Origin of the sequence: Nocardioides sp. NPDC092400 (genome assembly GCF_040684155.1) — a bacterium.
In the GTDB taxonomy this organism is placed as follows: domain Bacteria; phylum Actinomycetota; class Actinomycetes; order Propionibacteriales; family Nocardioidaceae; genus Nocardioides.
Genome location: NZ_JBFBFJ010000010.1, coordinates 28,078 through 42,611, shown reverse-complemented (window position 1 = coordinate 42,611; position 14,534 = coordinate 28,078). Strand labels below are relative to the sequence as shown.

Below are 14,534 nucleotides of genomic sequence, written 5' to 3'. Positions count from 1 at the left end.
TTCCTTGCGTGAGTTTCACGGCTTCAGAGAAACCGCACGTGATGACCTCAGACGATCCCGCGCTTGATCGACTGCCTGTCCACTTCGGCGAGTTAGAGTTATACCGGACTCAAGTCCATGCCCTCGTGCAGGATCGAGCTATGCGGCTTGCGCTCGGTGAGGCTAGCGCAGACTCAATCCGCATCACACACACGGGAAGCGGCTGGTCGCAGCAATTGGACAGGATGTATCACAAACTGGTGGCGTCGCCCGGGTTCCCAGTCAGAACTCGACAACTCGAGTTGAAGATGCGCGTCGCTGATCTGACGCCTGCCGAAGTGCTAACGATGGATGTTCACAAAGCCGGGGGATACGACGTCGATCCGGATGCGGCATTGATGACCCAGGCGCCACATGTCAGGTTGTTGGCAAGGTTGCGCTGGCTGAGACAGCTTCCGCCCTCTCGGCGAACCCATATGATCCACTTCATTGTCCCGGCAGCCTCCATGGCCAGGGCTCGCCGCCTGAGCGAATCATTTTGCTCGCTCGCACGAAGGGCACGCGCCAGGCGTTCCTTCAGAACCTCGCCGCATCGGAGTGCTGACAACCGCTAAGGAGCAATATGCACGCGCAGCGCTGGACCGTAATCACCGTCAGTCACAACTCCGCGAAACATCTGTCAGTTTGGTTACCAAGTGATCTTGCTGGCGCCCAGTGGGTCGTCGTTGACAATGCTTCGTCGGATGAGTCAGTCGCCGTCGCGAGTGAGCGAGGCGCTCATGTGATCCCCTTAGAGGATAATGAAGGTTTCAGCCGTGCTAATAATAGGGGCCTTGAGATTGCGGACACCGACTACGTAATGTTCGTGAACCCAGACGTCCGAGTAGTTGGGCATGAGCTCGGTCTTCTTGAGCAGAGCCTTGAGGGTCGCAAGGGACTCATTGCCCCTCAGCTACTTAACCCCGACGGCAGCCTGCAGTCAAATGCGCGTGGCTTTCCATACCTGCGAGCAAAGGTAGCAAACCGAGGTGTTCGCGGTCCCTCCCCCGTCCCTAACGCATACACCGGCCCGCCCCTAACGGCCCCCACCTATATCGCGTGGGCCATGGGGGCGGCTGTGGGCGGCCGAACGCAGTATCTCTCGGATCTCGGCGGATGGGATTCCCAATACTTCCTCTATTACGAAGACCACGACCTTGGGCTGCGGTCCTGGTGCGCAGGAGGTGCGGTCATCGTAGACCCGAGAGTCAAGTGGACGCATAGCTGGCAACGCGCCACGGCGGAGATGAGCGCGGCAGCTTGGAAGTTCGAATTGTCTTCGATGAGTCGATTCTATCGCGCCTACCCGTTCCTGCTCAGCCGCAGGATTCCTCTACCGCATCGCTTCGATCCCCTTCGTGAACGTCTTTGGCAGACCGCAGCTTAATCTTGAGCAAAGCGCCCGCAACGAGCGGGCCTTCCGCAATGATATAGGTAGCTACCGGAAGAATCGGAATGACTCGAACGATCGCGTTTTATCTTCCTCAGTTCCACCCGATCCCGGAAAATGATGAGTGGTGGGGCGTCGGATTCACCGAGTGGACCAATGTTTCGAATGCGCGCCCGCAATTCATTGCACACAACCACCCGCGCACTCCAGCAAATCTCGGCTACTATCAACTCCCAGAACAAGGCATCATGGAACGTCAGTCGGAGCTCGCTTCCGAGAACGGCGTTGACGCTTTCTGTTTCTATCACTATTGGTTCGATGGGCGGCGACTCCTAGAGCGCCCCGTTGACTACTACAGGGACTCGCGGGGGAATATTCCCTTCTGTCTCGCCTGGGCCAACGAGCCTTGGTCACGCCGATGGGACGGGAAGCAACATGACATCCTGATGCCACAGACATACGGCGAGGGCTGGCATAAACAATTCTTCGAAGACACTTTGCCGTACTTCCAGAGCCCGCACTATCTACGTCACCGTAACAAGCCGATCCTGCTGGTCCATCGGGCATACGACCTTCCTGACCCAAACGCCGTCACTCGGGAGTGGCGCAGGTTGGCCGTTAGTTCCGGTTTCGAGGGCTTATACCTTATCGCGGCCGAAACGCGGTGGGGGTTAGACCCACGGCTATTGGGCTTCGACGCCGCCGCGGAATTCCCGCCCGTAGGCGCTAACAGCCTCCGTTCCGCACGGCTTCGGGCGCCTGCGGGGCTCCTTCCTGAGTTTCGGGGTCGCCTCTTCGACTACAACAAACTCGCTGACCGCTTCGCCTGTCGTCGTGAGTCGGTCTTCGTGCGTCATCGCGGGGTAGCGCCAGGATGGGATAACACCGCCCGACGCGGGTCATCCGCCACCATTTATATGAACTCGACGCCGGAGGAGTACCAGCGCTGGCTCTCACAGGCGATAGCGGCCGAGAGCGCGGCGAGAGGGGAAGACGGCCTTGTTTTCATCAACGCCTGGAACGAGTGGGCGGAGGGAGCCTACTTGGAGCCGGATAACTCTCACCGCGATCTCTACTTGCGTGCAACTAAGGCGGCCGTACGTGAATCCAAAGCGCTGGATGGTCGAGTTCTGAGAACGAATTATGGACACTTACAAGGTGTTGCGAAGAGTGCAGCGGCAAGTGCCGTAAACTTGCTTCATTTTATCCGTCGGATTTTCGGGAGTACGAAATGACTTGGTTTGTTCACCCGCAAGGTATCTGCGAAACCGACCGAGTCGGATCGGGAACTAACGTGTGGGCGTTTGCGCACATTCTTCCTGGTGCTTCCGTGGGAGAGGATTGCAACATATGCGACCACGTCTTCATTGAGAATGATGTGATTCTTGGCGATCGCGTCACGGTCAAGTGCGGCGTCCAGGTCTGGGACGGTGTACGACTTCACGACGACGTATTCGTTGGGCCGAACGTAACCTTCACGAATGACCCATTTCCCCGAAGCAAGCAGTACCCGGCATCGTTTCCTAACACTGTCGTCGAAACCGGCGCTTCCATCGGCGGGGGCGCCACCATTCTTCCTGGCCTGCGGGTCGGCCGAAACGCGATGGTCGGCGCCGGTGCCGTAGTAACTAAGGACGTTCCCGCCAATGCTATCGTTGCTGGGAACCCAGCGAGGATAGTCGGCTATTCGGGCGCGGCCTCGTCGGACACTTTCGATGATTCGCCCCACTCGGTGGCACCGGCGGGGGCCGCGGGCTTGATTCAGCTCACGACCGCGCGCGACATGCGGGGCGATCTCAGTGTGATCGACTTCGCTTCCATCCCGTTCGAGCCACGGCGAACATTTTTCGTCTCGCGCGTACCTTCGCGGGAAGTTCGCGGTGAGCACGCGCACCGAGTGTGTCACCAACTTCTGGTCTGTGTCGCGGGAACGGTTTCTTGCTTAGTAGACGATGGTTTCTCTCGTCGGGAAGTCGTCCTAAGCGACCCAAGCCTAGGTCTTCACATGCCCCCACTCACATGGGGGACCCAGTACAACTATTCCCCCGACGCAGTGCTAGCTGTCTGGGCATCGCACGCTTACGATCCCCAAGACTACATCCGCTCGTATGACGAGTTCCTTGAGTCAGTTCATCCCGATCTCGACGCCCCTGTATCACCAGGTCTTGACTGAGAATTCGCACGGAGACTTCCGTCGCGGGTCGGCCACCGGTCGATCGTGGGGCGCCGTTCAGGCGGCCCGCTAAAGTGACAAGCGTTGCTCTCATTCAGTCGCGCCCCGGGGCGGCGTGCCGGAATAGCGAATACCACATGAAGGCCGAAAGGAAGTTCGATGCCCATGAGCGGTCTTCCGGAGATGAAGTAGGCCGAGCACGCGATTGGGAAGGCGCCGTCAGCGGTCCGATCCGAGCCACGAGTTGAATGATGGCACGAGTCATCAAGACGAAGAAGACCGTCGCGCTGATAGGTCCGCCGCGGCTCAGCAGATGAAGGTGGGAGTAGTTGATGGGAAACCCGTACGCTCCAACCGTAGATGACAGAACTAGATGAGACATGAAGGAGCTATTCAAGAACTGCTCTTGAACGCAGGTCGACCGCTTAGCACGTAATTCACACTACCGGCCGACCCAGACGGTAATCAGAGGGGTTGCCAACAAGAGGCCTGGGGGGGGTGCGTCAACGGCGACCACTAGGATCAGGAGCGCGAGGTATCTCCCTTGGCCGTCGGCGTGCGGGGAAATACCCACCGATCACGGTCGATGCGACTGAGATAGGCAGTGCAGGCCGTCTTAATGCGCAACTAGAGCGATACACCAAGGATTAGGCTAGCGCCCCTTGCGCCAAGTGCATGGAGAACGGGACACCGGCTGTTACGTAAGTATTCCTTTGTCGAAGTTCGGTTATAAGATCCCGCGTGGTCCCGAAGCCCGGAAGAACAAACTCGAGTGCAAGTCCGAGTCATGCCCCGCTACCACCACCTTGATGAAGCGTTCACGAACCTGCGCAGAGCAGGGTCGCGAAGACCACAGTCAATTGATCTGGTTCTGGCAGGCGGCTAACAGCATCAATAACTACAGGAGCCGAAACGCTGTCCACCGATGATCGCCCAACGCCCTCTGCGGCAGAGTTACCGCATACCGTCGGTCAAAGCGGCATCGCACCGCGCAGGTAACCTCGAAGTCGGTTCGCTCGACTGCCGACTCAGCGCCCGATCTAAAAGCAATGTCGGCTTCGGTGACCATTCCAACGGGGGCTTGCGCTATCGCTCCGCCCTCCCTTCGGCTGTTCGCGACGAGACGCTCGACCCGCAGCAACTAGATGCTTCGTCGAATCATGTCGGGCTCCGTCGTCCGCCAACTGGTTGTGACCAGCGAACTGCGTGCTCGCGACGCCGGGGTGGTCAACAGACGGCCGTCGGGGCTCGCCGGGTGGCTCCTAGACGTGCTGTCGTCGAAGCAGGGTGGGGTCACAAGGTGATTGTGATGTCGGCGACTGAGCCGAGCGCAGCAAAGACCTTCTTGTCGACTGGTTCGGACCTGGGAGCGAGTGTCCGCAGCGTCCACTCGCCGTCGCCGGCGAAGAACCGGAAGTGACCGCTGGCCGAGGTGGGGACCTCGGCGGTGAACTCGCCCGACCGGTCGAGCAGACGCACGTAGGCGTTGCCGACCGGCTCACCGGCGCGGAGAACCTGACCCTGAACGATGGCTTCCTTGGCGAGGTTCACGCCGTCGAGCGGGAGACCGCCCTCGGTGGCACCGCACATGTTCTTACTTCCTTCCTTCGTTTGGTTCGTGGGGGCGGCGGGGCCTGACCGGTCGTGGGTCGGGCCCTGCCTTGAGTCACTGGATTTCGTCGACGCTCGCTAGCGCTCGCTGCTCAACCAGCGGGGCTGGCGGCAGGGCCTGATCGGCTCGTCAGGCCCTGCCTTCAGTCACTGGATTTCGACCACGCTCGCTGGCGCTCGCTGCTCAACCCGCGGTGGTGCTGGGGCTCAGGCGTTGCCGGGCTCGTCGCCGAGGGCGACGGGGACGCCCACGAGGGAGCCGTACTCGGTCCAGGAGCCGTCGTAGTTCTTGACGTTCTGATGACCGAGCAGCTCCTTGAGGACGAACCAGGTCAGCGAGGAGCGCTCACCGATGCGGCAGAGCGCGATGGTGTCCTTGGAGTCGTCGATGCCGACCTCGGCGTACAGCGCCTTGAGGTCCTCATCGGACTTGAAGGTGCCGTCGTCGTTGCAGTTCTTGCTCCACGGCACGTTCAGCGAGGTCGGGATGTGGCCGGCACGCTGGGCCTGCTCCTGCGGGAGGTGGGCCGGGGCGAGGAGGCGGCCAGCGTACTCGTCGGGGCTTCGGACGTCGATGAGGTTCTTGACGCCGATCGCGTCGACGGTCTCGTCGCGGAACGCACGGATCGAGAGGTCGGGGTCCTGCGCGGTGTAGGTCGCCGCCTCGCGGGTGGGGACCTCGTCGGTGAGCTCGCGGGAGTCGAGCTCCCACTTCTTGCGGCCGCCGTCCATGAGCTTGACGTCCTGGTGGCCGTAGAGCTTGAAGTACCAGTAGGCGTACGCCGCGAACCAGTTGTTGTTGCCGCCGTAGAGCACGACGGTGTCGTCGTTGGAGACGCCGCGCTCGGAGAGGAGCTCGGAGAAGCGGTCGCGGTTCACGAAGTCGCGGCGGACCTGGTCCTGGAGGTCGGTCGTCCAGTCGAGCTTGATGGCACCACGGATGTGGCCCTTGTCGTACGACGTCGTGTCCTCGTCGACCTCGATGACGACGACCTTCGGGTCGTTGAGGTGGTCCTCCACCCACTGGGTGGAGACGAGTGAGTTCTCGCGGCTCATTGCTGCTCCTTGCTTTCTTCTTCGGGTCAGGGTGGTGGTGCGGGCTGTACGTGGCTTGCGGGGGTTTCGACGACGCTCGCTGGCGCTCGCTGCTCAACCAGCGGTTCGGGTGGCTGGCGCTAGCCGGCGCAGGACGAGGTAGAGCTCGCAGCCGAGGCAGAAGCGGAAGACCGCGTTCAGCAGGGCGGCGACGAGCGCGAGCCCGGCCGCGATCTGGCCGACGACCGTCGCGCCGAGCAGGAAGCCGACGAACGCGACGGCGGTGAAGGCGAGCCCCACCCCTTGTGCGAACTGCGGCGGACGCGGGTCCTCGAGCTCGCTCGGCGGGGACAGACGCGGCCGGACGACCCGGCGGAACACCCACGCGTGCGGCGTGCGCTGCACCCCGCCCAGGGCGCCGACCGCGAACAGCACGGCCTGGACGCCGAGGATCAGGGTCGCCGCAGCCGGCGGGACGAGCAGCGCCACGGCGAGCACGACCGCGGTGACAGCGGCGGCGAACTGCGGGCCGCGCGGGTCGACGCCGCTCGGCGCGCGCACACCGGGTTCGGTGCTGACGGACATGTCGCTCCTGCTGACCTGACGGGACGGATGGACCGTTCCCGGGGTCGGCGGAGCCGAGCAGGCGGGAACGTCAGGAGGTACGACAGAGCGACGAGCGCACGCGGCAGTGGTCCACTGCGCGGCGGCGGGTCAGCATGGTCGTGGACATGCAGACCAATGTAGACGCCCAGCGGCGACCGATCCGCATCGCCATCCCGCATGGTGGACCCCATGTCCGCGACATGAGACACCCGGGCCGCTCGCCGTGCGTCTAGAGTGCGCGCGTGGCTCGACGTGCATTCATCACCGGCATCACCGGCCAGGACGGCTCCTACCTGGCGGAGCTGCTGCTGTCCAAGGACTACGAGGTCCACGGTCTAGTGCGGCGCGCCTCGACGTTGAACCGCGGGCGCATCGACCACCTCCACGAGGACCGGCGCCTCCACCTCCACTACGGCGACCTGACCGACGGCGTCAGCCTGGTCAACCTGGTCCGCGACATCGAGCCGCACGAGGTCTACAACCTGGGCGCGCAGAGCCACGTCAAGGTGTCGTTCGAGATGCCGGAGTACACCGCGTCCACCGACGCCGTGGGCACGCTCCGGCTGCTTGAGGCGATCCGCGCGTCCGGCATCGACTGCCGCTACTACCAGGCGTCGACCTCGGAGATGTTCGGCGCGACTCCCCCGCCCCAGCACGAGGGCACCGCCTTCTACCCGCGCTCGCCGTACGGCGCCGCGAAGCTGTACTCGCACTGGGTGACGGTGAACTACCGCGAGGCCTACGACCTCTTCGCCGTCTCCGGGATCCTCTTCAACCACGAGTCGCCCCGGCGTGGCGAGAGCTTCGTGACCCGCAAGATCACCCTCGGCGTCGCTGCGATCAAGCTCGGCGTCACCGACCGCCTCGAGCTGGGCAACCTCGACGCGGTGCGGGACTGGGGCTACGCGCCGGAGTACGTCGAGGGCATGTGGCGGATGCTCCAGCACGACACCCCGACCGACTTCGTGCTGGCGACCGGGACCGGCCGCACCGTGCGCGACTTCTGCGAGGCGGCGTTCTCCCACGTCGGGCTGTCGTGGGAGGACCACGTCGTGCACGACAAGCAGTACGAGCGGCCCACCGAGGTCGACGCGCTCATCGGGGACGCGAGCAAGGCGCGCGAGCTGCTCGGCTGGCAGGCCCAGACCCACGCCGACGACCTGGCCCGACTGATGGTGGAGGCGGACCTCGAGCAGCTCGGCCGCCTGCTCAAGGCGTAGCCGGCCGTGCTGACCGCGCTCGTCACCGGCGTGGCCGGCCAGGACGGCATCTACCTCGCCCGCGAGCTGCTCGCCCGCGGCCACCGCGTCGTCGGCACCGTCCGGCCCGCGAGCTCCGAGGACAGCCGCATGGCGACGTACCTCGACGGGGTGGACCTGCGGCCGCTGGACCTCCGCGACACCGCGGCTTTCCGGGCACTCGTCGAGGACGCCCGGCCGGACCGGGTGTTCAACCTGGCCGGCCTCAGCTCGGTGGGTCAGAGCTGGCGGGAGCCGGAGCTGACCGAGGAGGTCAATGGAGCGGCTGTCGAGCGGATGCTCGAGGTGCTGGCTTCGCAGCCCGCGACGCGGTTCTTCCAGGCGTCGTCGGCCGAGGAGCTCGTCGACCCCGCGAGCTGGAGCCCCTACGCGCGGAGCAAGGCCCGCGCCAGGGCTGCCGTCGGACGAGCGCGGGCTACCGGGCTGCACGCCTGCGTCGCGACGCTCTACAACCACGAGAGCCCGGTGCGGGGTCCGCAGTTCGTCACGCGCAAGATCACCCGGGCCGTCGCCGAGATCTCACTCGGCCGGCTCGACCGGTTGACCCTGGGCAACACCGCCGTGACGCGGGACTGGGGGTTCGCCGGGGACTACGCCGTCGGGATGGCCGACCTGCTCGAGCTCGACGAGCCGCAGGACGTCGTCCTCGCCACCGGTGTGCCGCACACCCTCGATTACCTCGTCCGGCTGGCGTTCGCGGCGGTCGGGATCAGTGACCCTGCGTCGTACGTCGCCACCGACGCAGCGCTCGCGCGGCCGGCGGACGTGCCGGTCCAGGTCGGCGACCCCAGCGAGGCCGACCGGCTGCTGGACTGGCGGCGCACGGTGTCGTTCGAGCGGCTCATCGGCCACATGGTCGACACCGACCTCGAACGACTGCGGTCGGGAGTCGAGGAGCACCCCCGGTACCTGATGCCGTGGGCTTAGCCGGCCCCACTCACCGCGTGCGCGACGACCGCGCGAACGCGGCCTGCGGGTCCAGGCCCGTGCGCAGCCGCCAGGCGGTGAGCGCGACGGTGAGGCCGGCGACGTGGTGGGCGCTGGCGAGGTCGACGCCCAGGAGGCGCTCGATGCGCTCGAGGCGGGCGTAGAGGGACTGGCGGCGGATGCCCAGGCGCCGGGCCGCCTCCGCCTTGGCGGCGCCGGCGGCGAGGTAGGCGTCGAGGGTGCGGACCAGGTCGGCGGCGTGCGCGCGGTCGTGGTCGATGAGCGGGCCGAGCTGCTCGAGGACCAGGTCGCCGAGCGCTTGCGGCTCGACGTCGACGAGCAGGCGGGCCAGGCCGGTGTCGCGGGCGAGCAGCACGCCGGTCGCGATGCCGGCCCGGCGGGCGTGCCGCAGCACGTCGCGGGCGCGGACGACAGCGCCCGGCAGCGCGGCCGGGTCCGACGTCGCGGCCGAGACCCCGACCAGCGCCGGGCCCTCGTCGGCGGCCTCCGCGAGGCCCGCGGCCGCCTGCTCGACGAGGGCGCGGAGGCGCTGCGCCGAGGAGGGCGCGCGCAGCAGCACGACGACGTCCGCGCCCAGCACGCCGGCCAGCACCGGGCCGGTGGCCGCCGTGAAGGCCTGCTCGACGGCCGGCAGCCGTTCGGCGGCCGGGGTCCGCGGGTCGCCCTCGACCGCCACGACCGCCGCGGCCTGGCCGTCGGGCAGCCGCCAGCCCGCCTCCTGCAGCCGGCGCAGCACCTCCGGGGCACCGACGAGGTTGCCGGCGGCGAGGTCGGTGACGACGGCCTGGCCCAGCGAGGGCCGCTGCCCCAGTGCAGGGTGGCGGCCGAGCTCCAGGGCGACCGCGACGGCGGCGCGCTCGGCGACAGCGGCCGTAGGCGACCCGCTCGAGCGCAGGAGGAGCGTGCCGACCGCGCCGGAGGAGGTGCGCACCTCCGTCGCCGTCGTGCCGGCGCACGTCGGTGCGCTGATGCCGCTGCGCTCGACCACCTGCCCCTCGAGGTCGAGCAGCTCGGCCTGGCAGCCGGCGGCCCGGGCCGCGGCATCGAGGAGCGCCCGCAGGCCCTGGCCGGCGACCACGACGGCGAGCAGGTCGCGCCACAGCGCCTCGTCGGAGCCGGCCGCCCCGAGCTCGCGCCGCAGGAGCAGGGAGTGGAAGTCCTCGACCATCCGCTCGAACGGCACGACCGAGGTCAGGGCGAGCACCACCAGGCCGCGTCGCCGCGCAGCCTCGAGCATCGCCTCCGGCACGGCGAAGAGCGACCGGCCCAGCTCGAGCGCCAGTGCGGCGCAGCCGGCGTCGGCCAGCTGCTCGACGTACGACCCCAGCTGCTCCGCCGACCGCCCGTGCAGGCCGAGGCCGGTGCTCAGCAGGACCTCGCCCCCGGCCAACAGCGTGCCCATCTCGTAGACCTCCGAGGAGTGCACCCACCGGACCAGGACCGGATCGGGTTCGCCGGTCACGACCCTGGCGCTCGCGGCCCGGAAGGACGGGAGCGCCAGCACCTCCTCGAGCGGAACGAGCACCGTCTCCTCCTGGCTTGACTGACGGAGCGACCGACACCTGGTGCCCGTCGACGGTCAGTATGTCTCTTTCCGAGCCGCCGCGTGCGTGGTCGAGTGGGCCACGTCACGTCCTGCCACTACACCGCACGACCCGGAGGCCCCCATGAGCACGCACGACTCGACGGACGACCGCCGCTTCCTCGACCTCGCCGTCGAGCAGGCCCGCGCGGGCTGGGACGAGGGCGGGGTGCCGATCGGCGCCGTGCTCGTCCACGAAGGCGAGGTGCTCGCCGTGGGACGCAACCGCCGCGTCCAGCTGGGCAGCGCGATCCGCCACGGCGAGACCGACTGCATCGAGGCCGCGGGGCGCCAGCCGGCCTCGGTCTACCGCAACAGCGTCCTCTACACGACCCTCTCGCCGTGCTTCATGTGCGCCGGCACCGCGGTGCTCTACGACATCCCGCGCATCGTGGTCGGCGAGAACCGGACCTTCGAGGCCTCGGAGGAGTGGCTGCGCTCGCGCGGCGTGCAGATCGACGTCGTCGACGACCCCGAGTGCCACGCGCTCATGCAGAAGATGCTGGCCGAGCGGCCGGAGATCTGGGCCGAGGACATCGGGGAGGAGGCGTGAGCACCGGCGTCCGCGCACCGGAGCCCGTGCACCCGTGCGAGCCGACCGGATCGACCGGTCCGGTGCAGGAGGTCGTCGACAAGGACTTCCCGGTCACCCCGGTGCCGGCGTACGCCCGCAAGTCCTTCTTCTCCCTCGCCGTCGTGCTGCTCGGCTTCACCATCTTCACGCCGACGATGCTGGCGGGCGCTGCGCTCGGCACGGCGTTCACCTTCGGCGACCTGCTGCTGGTGATCGTGGCCGGCTCCGCGATCCTCGGCACGTACGTCGCCGTGCTCGGCTGGATCGGGGCCCGTACCGGCCTCACCACGGTCGTGATGGCGCGCTACTCGCTGGGGACCAGCGGGTCCAAGCTCGCCTCGATCTTGCTCGGCGGCACCCAGATCGGGTGGTACGGCGTCATCATCGGGACCATCGGCGAGCTGACCGCGCAGGCCTTCGACTGGAACTCCTACGGCGCGAAGGCGACCGTCATGGTGGCCACGAGCGTGCTGATGTGCCTGACCGCCTGCTACGGCTACCGCGGGATGTACTGGGTCTCCGTCGTCTCCACGCCGCTGATCCTGCTGCTCGCGGTGTGGGTCGTGTCCCGCTCGCTCGACGAGGTCGGCGGCTGGAGCGGCCTCGTGGACGCGCAGCCGTCGACGTCGATGACGCTGGCGGTCGCGATCACCACCGTCGTCGGCACGTTCGTCTCGGCGGGCACGCAGGCGCCGAACTGGACCCGGTTCGGCCGCAGCGGGCGTGACGCCGTCCTCGCCAGCATCATCGGCTTCCTCGTCGGCAACGGCCTGATGATCCTCTTCGGCGCCATCGGTGCGATCACCTTCGGCGAGGGCGACTTCGTGCTGGTGCTCTACCAGCTCGGCCTCGTCGGCTGGGGCGTGGCGCTGCTCTTCGGCAACCTGTGGAAGAGCAACGCCGACACCGCCTACGCGTTCGGCGTGGCCGGGGCGGAGCTGTTCGGCAGGCCGAGCAAGACGCCGTTCGTCATCGGCGGATCGGTGATCGGCACGGTGCTCGCGCTCGTCGGCGTCCAGGACCACCTCGTCGACTACCTCGTGCTCCTGGGCATCCTCATCCCGCCGCTGGGCGGCGTGATCATCGGCGACTACCTGGCGCGTTGGCGCAGCGGCATGCCCGAGGGGCAGGCGCTGCCGGCGGTCGACGGCCGCAACCTCGCGGCGTACGCCGTCGCCGGCCTGCTCGCGTGGCTCTCGGACCACTACGAGGTGGGCATCCCGCCGCTGGTCGGCATCGTCGTCGCCGTGGTGCTGGCGCTGGCGATCGGGCGGGCACGCACGCAGGTCCGCGCGGCCTGACCGCTCGGGTCCCGCCCCGCTCTCAGCCGCCGGCGAACGGCGGCAGGAACTCCACCGACGACCCGGGCGCGACCACCGTCGCGTCCGGGTCGTTCGTGCCGGTCGGGCGGTCACCGACCAGGGTCGAGCAGGTGCGCAGGATGTCGGCGAGGCGGTCGGCCCCCGGATGCAGGTCGAGGGCGCGGTCGCGGACCTGGGCGAGGGTCAACGGACCGTCGACCGGCAGCACGTCCTCCGACGTGCCGGCCGCAGCCTTGGCCGCCGCCCAGTAGCGCACCCGGATGGTGTCGGTCTCATTTCCCTTGGATCGATCCACTGTGTCCGCCACGTTTCGCTATCCTTCCCGGAACTTCACGACCGAGGCCCAGTGTTGCGTCCCGGTCCCCGCCCGCCTTCGGGAGGAGACCATTGTGAGCACCTTGTTGTTGCTGACCAGTGCCCTGCAGCCGTCAGCCGAGGTCCTGCCCGGTCTGGCACTGCTCGGTCACCAGGTCCGCATCCTGCCCGCCGAGGGCAGCGCGCTGCTGGAGGCACCGGACTCCGACCTCCTCCTCGTCGACGGTCGCCAGGACCTCGCGCACGCCCGCGACCTGTGCCGCCTGATCCGCACGACCGGCACCGACGTGCCCGTCCTGCTCATCGTGACCGAGGGCGGGCTCGCCGTCGTCAACCACGACTGGGGCATGGACGACGTCGTGCTCCACACCTGCGGACCGACCGAGCTCGAGGCGCGGATCAAGCTGGCGATCGGCCGGCTCAACGCCCAGCGCGACGCCGCCGACCCCGACGCGCACGTGATCCGCTCCGGCGAGGTCGTCGTCGACGACGCGACGTACACCGCGAAGATCGGCGGCCGCACGCTCGACCTGACGTTCAAGGAGTTCGAGCTCCTCAAGTTCCTCGCCCAGCACCCCGGCCGCGTCTTCAGCCGCCAGCAGCTGCTGCAGGAGGTCTGGGGCTACGACTACTTCGGTGGCACGCGCACCGTCGACGTGCACGTGCGGCGGCTGCGGGCCAAGCTCGGCCCCGAGAACGAGACCCTGATCGGCACCGTCCGCAACGTCGGCTACCGGTTCGTGGTCCCGGCCAAGGAGAAGGCCGCCTCCGACGACGCCCGCACGGTCGAGGAGCGTCGGCAGGACGCCTGACAGACTCCAGGGGTGAGCATCGACCTGGAGCTGGTACGCCGCATCGCCGACGCCGCCGAGGAGGCCGACGGCGCCGCGCCGCTCGACGAGGCCACCTGGCTGGCGCTGCGGAACCGACCGGAGACGGTGCTGTCGTGGTCGCGGGACGACGGGGTCGCCCTGCTGGTCGGTGCGGACCTGACCCTCGTCGTGCACCCGTCCGCCCGTGGTCACGGCGTCGGCACGGCGCTGGCTGCCGACGCCGTCCCTTCCTCCGGCCCGGTCGAGGCGTGGTCGCACGGCGACCACCCGGCCGCCGGCAGGATCGCCGCCCGGCACGGTCTCGAGCGGGCACGTGAGCTGTGGGTGATGCGCCGGCCGGCGTCGCTCCCGCTGCCCGGGCTTCCCGTGCGGGAGGGCGTCACGGTCCGGGGCTACCTCCCGACCGACGCCGAGGACGTCGTGCGCGTCAACGCCGCGGCGTTCGCCGCCCACCCCGAGCAGGGCGCCATGGACGCCGCGAACCTGGCCGAGCGGATGGCCGAGCCGTGGTTCGACCCGGCCGGCCTGCTGGTCGCCGTCGACGGCGCCACGGGCGAGCTGCTCGGCTTCCACTGGACCAAGCAGCACTCCCCCGCCCTCGGCGAGGTCTACGTCGTCGGCATCTCGCCCGCCGCCCAGGGCCGGGGGCTCGGCAAGCTGCTCACCCTCGCCGGCCTGCACCACCTCGCCGGCAAGGGCGTCGACGAGGTGCTGCTGTACGTCGAGTCGGACAACGCGCCGGCGGTCGCGGTGTACGGCGGGCTGGGGTTCGAGCACGCCGCCCGCGACACGCACGTGCAGTACCGGCGCGGCGCGTAGGCCGGGGGTACCCAAATCGGCGAACCAGTCCGGCGTCGTACTCAGGACC

The 14,534-nt window shown here is 67.7% G+C and carries 14 protein-coding genes; 9 read left to right on the top strand and 5 right to left on the bottom strand.

Features of this window, described 5'->3' with window-relative positions; translation table 11 throughout:
- The first annotated feature begins 601 nt into the window (after positions 1-601).
- From AB0N29_RS20160 to AB0N29_RS20150, 3 genes are all read left to right on the top strand, one after another.
- Positions 602-1,405: a glycosyltransferase gene (locus AB0N29_RS20160; protein ID WP_364869863.1), complete on the top strand. Its 804-nt coding sequence runs from the start codon at positions 602-604 to the stop codon at positions 1,403-1,405.
- 68 nt (positions 1,406-1,473) lie between these two features.
- Positions 1,474-2,643 (top strand): glycoside hydrolase family 99-like domain-containing protein, encoded by a 1,170-nt coding sequence (locus AB0N29_RS20155; RefSeq protein WP_364869860.1) that lies wholly within the window; start codon positions 1,474-1,476, stop codon positions 2,641-2,643.
- On the top strand, positions 2,640-3,581 hold the full coding sequence (locus tag AB0N29_RS20150) for a WxcM-like domain-containing protein (protein ID WP_364869858.1): 942 nt from the start codon (positions 2,640-2,642) through the stop codon (positions 3,579-3,581). The genes AB0N29_RS20155 and AB0N29_RS20150 overlap by 4 nt, the downstream gene beginning before the upstream one ends.
- Positions 3,582-4,874: 1,293 nt before the next feature.
- Here the strand turns inward: AB0N29_RS20150 and AB0N29_RS20145 are convergent.
- From AB0N29_RS20145 to AB0N29_RS20135, 3 genes are all read right to left on the bottom strand, one after another.
- Positions 4,875-5,171 (bottom strand): DUF1416 domain-containing protein, encoded by a 297-nt coding sequence (locus AB0N29_RS20145; RefSeq protein WP_364869855.1) that lies wholly within the window; start codon positions 5,169-5,171, stop codon positions 4,875-4,877.
- Between the two features lie 228 nt (positions 5,172-5,399).
- Positions 5,400-6,248 (bottom strand): sulfurtransferase, encoded by an 849-nt coding sequence (locus AB0N29_RS20140; RefSeq protein WP_364869852.1) that lies wholly within the window; start codon positions 6,246-6,248, stop codon positions 5,400-5,402.
- A 93-nt stretch (positions 6,249-6,341) separates the two neighbouring features.
- Positions 6,342-6,812 (bottom strand): DUF4395 domain-containing protein, encoded by a 471-nt coding sequence (locus AB0N29_RS20135; protein ID WP_364869849.1) that lies wholly within the window; start codon positions 6,810-6,812, stop codon positions 6,342-6,344.
- A gap of 263 nt (positions 6,813-7,075) precedes the next feature.
- On the opposite strand from AB0N29_RS20135, the gene gmd reads away from it, so the two are divergent.
- Both gmd and AB0N29_RS20125 read left to right on the top strand, forming a co-directional pair.
- Positions 7,076-8,053, top strand: a complete 978-nt coding sequence (gene gmd, locus AB0N29_RS20130) for a GDP-mannose 4,6-dehydratase (protein ID WP_364869846.1) — start codon at positions 7,076-7,078, stop codon at positions 8,051-8,053.
- A 6-nt stretch (positions 8,054-8,059) separates the two neighbouring features.
- Entirely contained in the window at positions 8,060-9,019 is a 960-nt protein-coding gene (locus tag AB0N29_RS20125; RefSeq protein ID WP_364869843.1) for a GDP-mannose 4,6-dehydratase, read from the top strand.
- A gap of 10 nt (positions 9,020-9,029) precedes the next feature.
- Here AB0N29_RS20125 and AB0N29_RS20120 read toward each other — a convergent pair whose 3' ends face one another.
- Complete coding sequence (locus tag AB0N29_RS20120; protein ID WP_364869840.1) at positions 9,030-10,565, bottom strand: PucR family transcriptional regulator ligand-binding domain-containing protein; 1,536 nt, start codon at positions 10,563-10,565, stop codon at positions 9,030-9,032.
- A gap of 142 nt (positions 10,566-10,707) precedes the next feature.
- Between AB0N29_RS20120 and AB0N29_RS20115 the strand changes: the two genes are divergently transcribed.
- Entirely contained in the window at positions 10,708-11,175 is a 468-nt protein-coding gene (locus tag AB0N29_RS20115; protein ID WP_364869837.1) for a nucleoside deaminase, read from the top strand.
- Complete coding sequence (gene codB, locus AB0N29_RS20110) at positions 11,172-12,497, top strand: cytosine permease (protein ID WP_364869834.1); 1,326 nt, start codon at positions 11,172-11,174, stop codon at positions 12,495-12,497. Before AB0N29_RS20115 ends, codB begins: the two co-directional genes overlap by 4 nt.
- Before the next feature lie 22 nt (positions 12,498-12,519).
- Here codB and AB0N29_RS20105 read toward each other — a convergent pair whose 3' ends face one another.
- Entirely contained in the window at positions 12,520-12,825 is a 306-nt protein-coding gene (locus AB0N29_RS20105; RefSeq protein WP_364869831.1) for a MoaD/ThiS family protein, read from the bottom strand.
- 82 nt (positions 12,826-12,907) lie between these two features.
- Here AB0N29_RS20105 and AB0N29_RS20100 point away from each other — a divergent pair, with 82 nt between their 5' ends.
- Together AB0N29_RS20100 and mshD are read left to right on the top strand one after the other, a co-directional pair.
- On the top strand, positions 12,908-13,645 hold the full coding sequence (locus tag AB0N29_RS20100) for a response regulator transcription factor (RefSeq protein WP_364869828.1): 738 nt from the start codon (positions 12,908-12,910) through the stop codon (positions 13,643-13,645).
- Between the two features lie 12 nt (positions 13,646-13,657).
- Positions 13,658-14,485, top strand: coding sequence for a mycothiol synthase (gene mshD / locus AB0N29_RS20095; protein ID WP_364869825.1), 828 nt, complete (start codon positions 13,658-13,660; stop codon positions 14,483-14,485).
- The last annotated feature ends 49 nt before the right edge of the window (positions 14,486-14,534 follow it).

What these genes read in the sequence shown, in the direction of transcription:
- AB0N29_RS20160 (WP_364869863.1), top strand. Translation starts at nt 602, where the DNA reads ATGCACGCGCAGCGCTGGACCGTAATCACCGTCAGTCACAACTCCGCG.
- AB0N29_RS20155 (WP_364869860.1), top strand. Translation starts at nt 1,474, where the DNA reads ATGACTCGAACGATCGCGTTTTATCTTCCTCAGTTCCACCCGATCCCG.
- AB0N29_RS20150 (WP_364869858.1), top strand. Translation starts at nt 2,640, where the DNA reads ATGACTTGGTTTGTTCACCCGCAAGGTATCTGCGAAACCGACCGAGTC.
- AB0N29_RS20145 (WP_364869855.1), bottom strand. Translation starts at nt 5,171, where the DNA reads ATGTGCGGTGCCACCGAGGGCGGTCTCCCGCTCGACGGCGTGAACCTC.
- AB0N29_RS20140 (WP_364869852.1), bottom strand. Translation starts at nt 6,248, where the DNA reads ATGAGCCGCGAGAACTCACTCGTCTCCACCCAGTGGGTGGAGGACCAC.
- AB0N29_RS20135 (WP_364869849.1), bottom strand. Translation starts at nt 6,812, where the DNA reads ATGTCCGTCAGCACCGAACCCGGTGTGCGCGCGCCGAGCGGCGTCGAC.
- AB0N29_RS20115 (WP_364869837.1), top strand. Translation starts at nt 10,708, where the DNA reads ATGAGCACGCACGACTCGACGGACGACCGCCGCTTCCTCGACCTCGCC.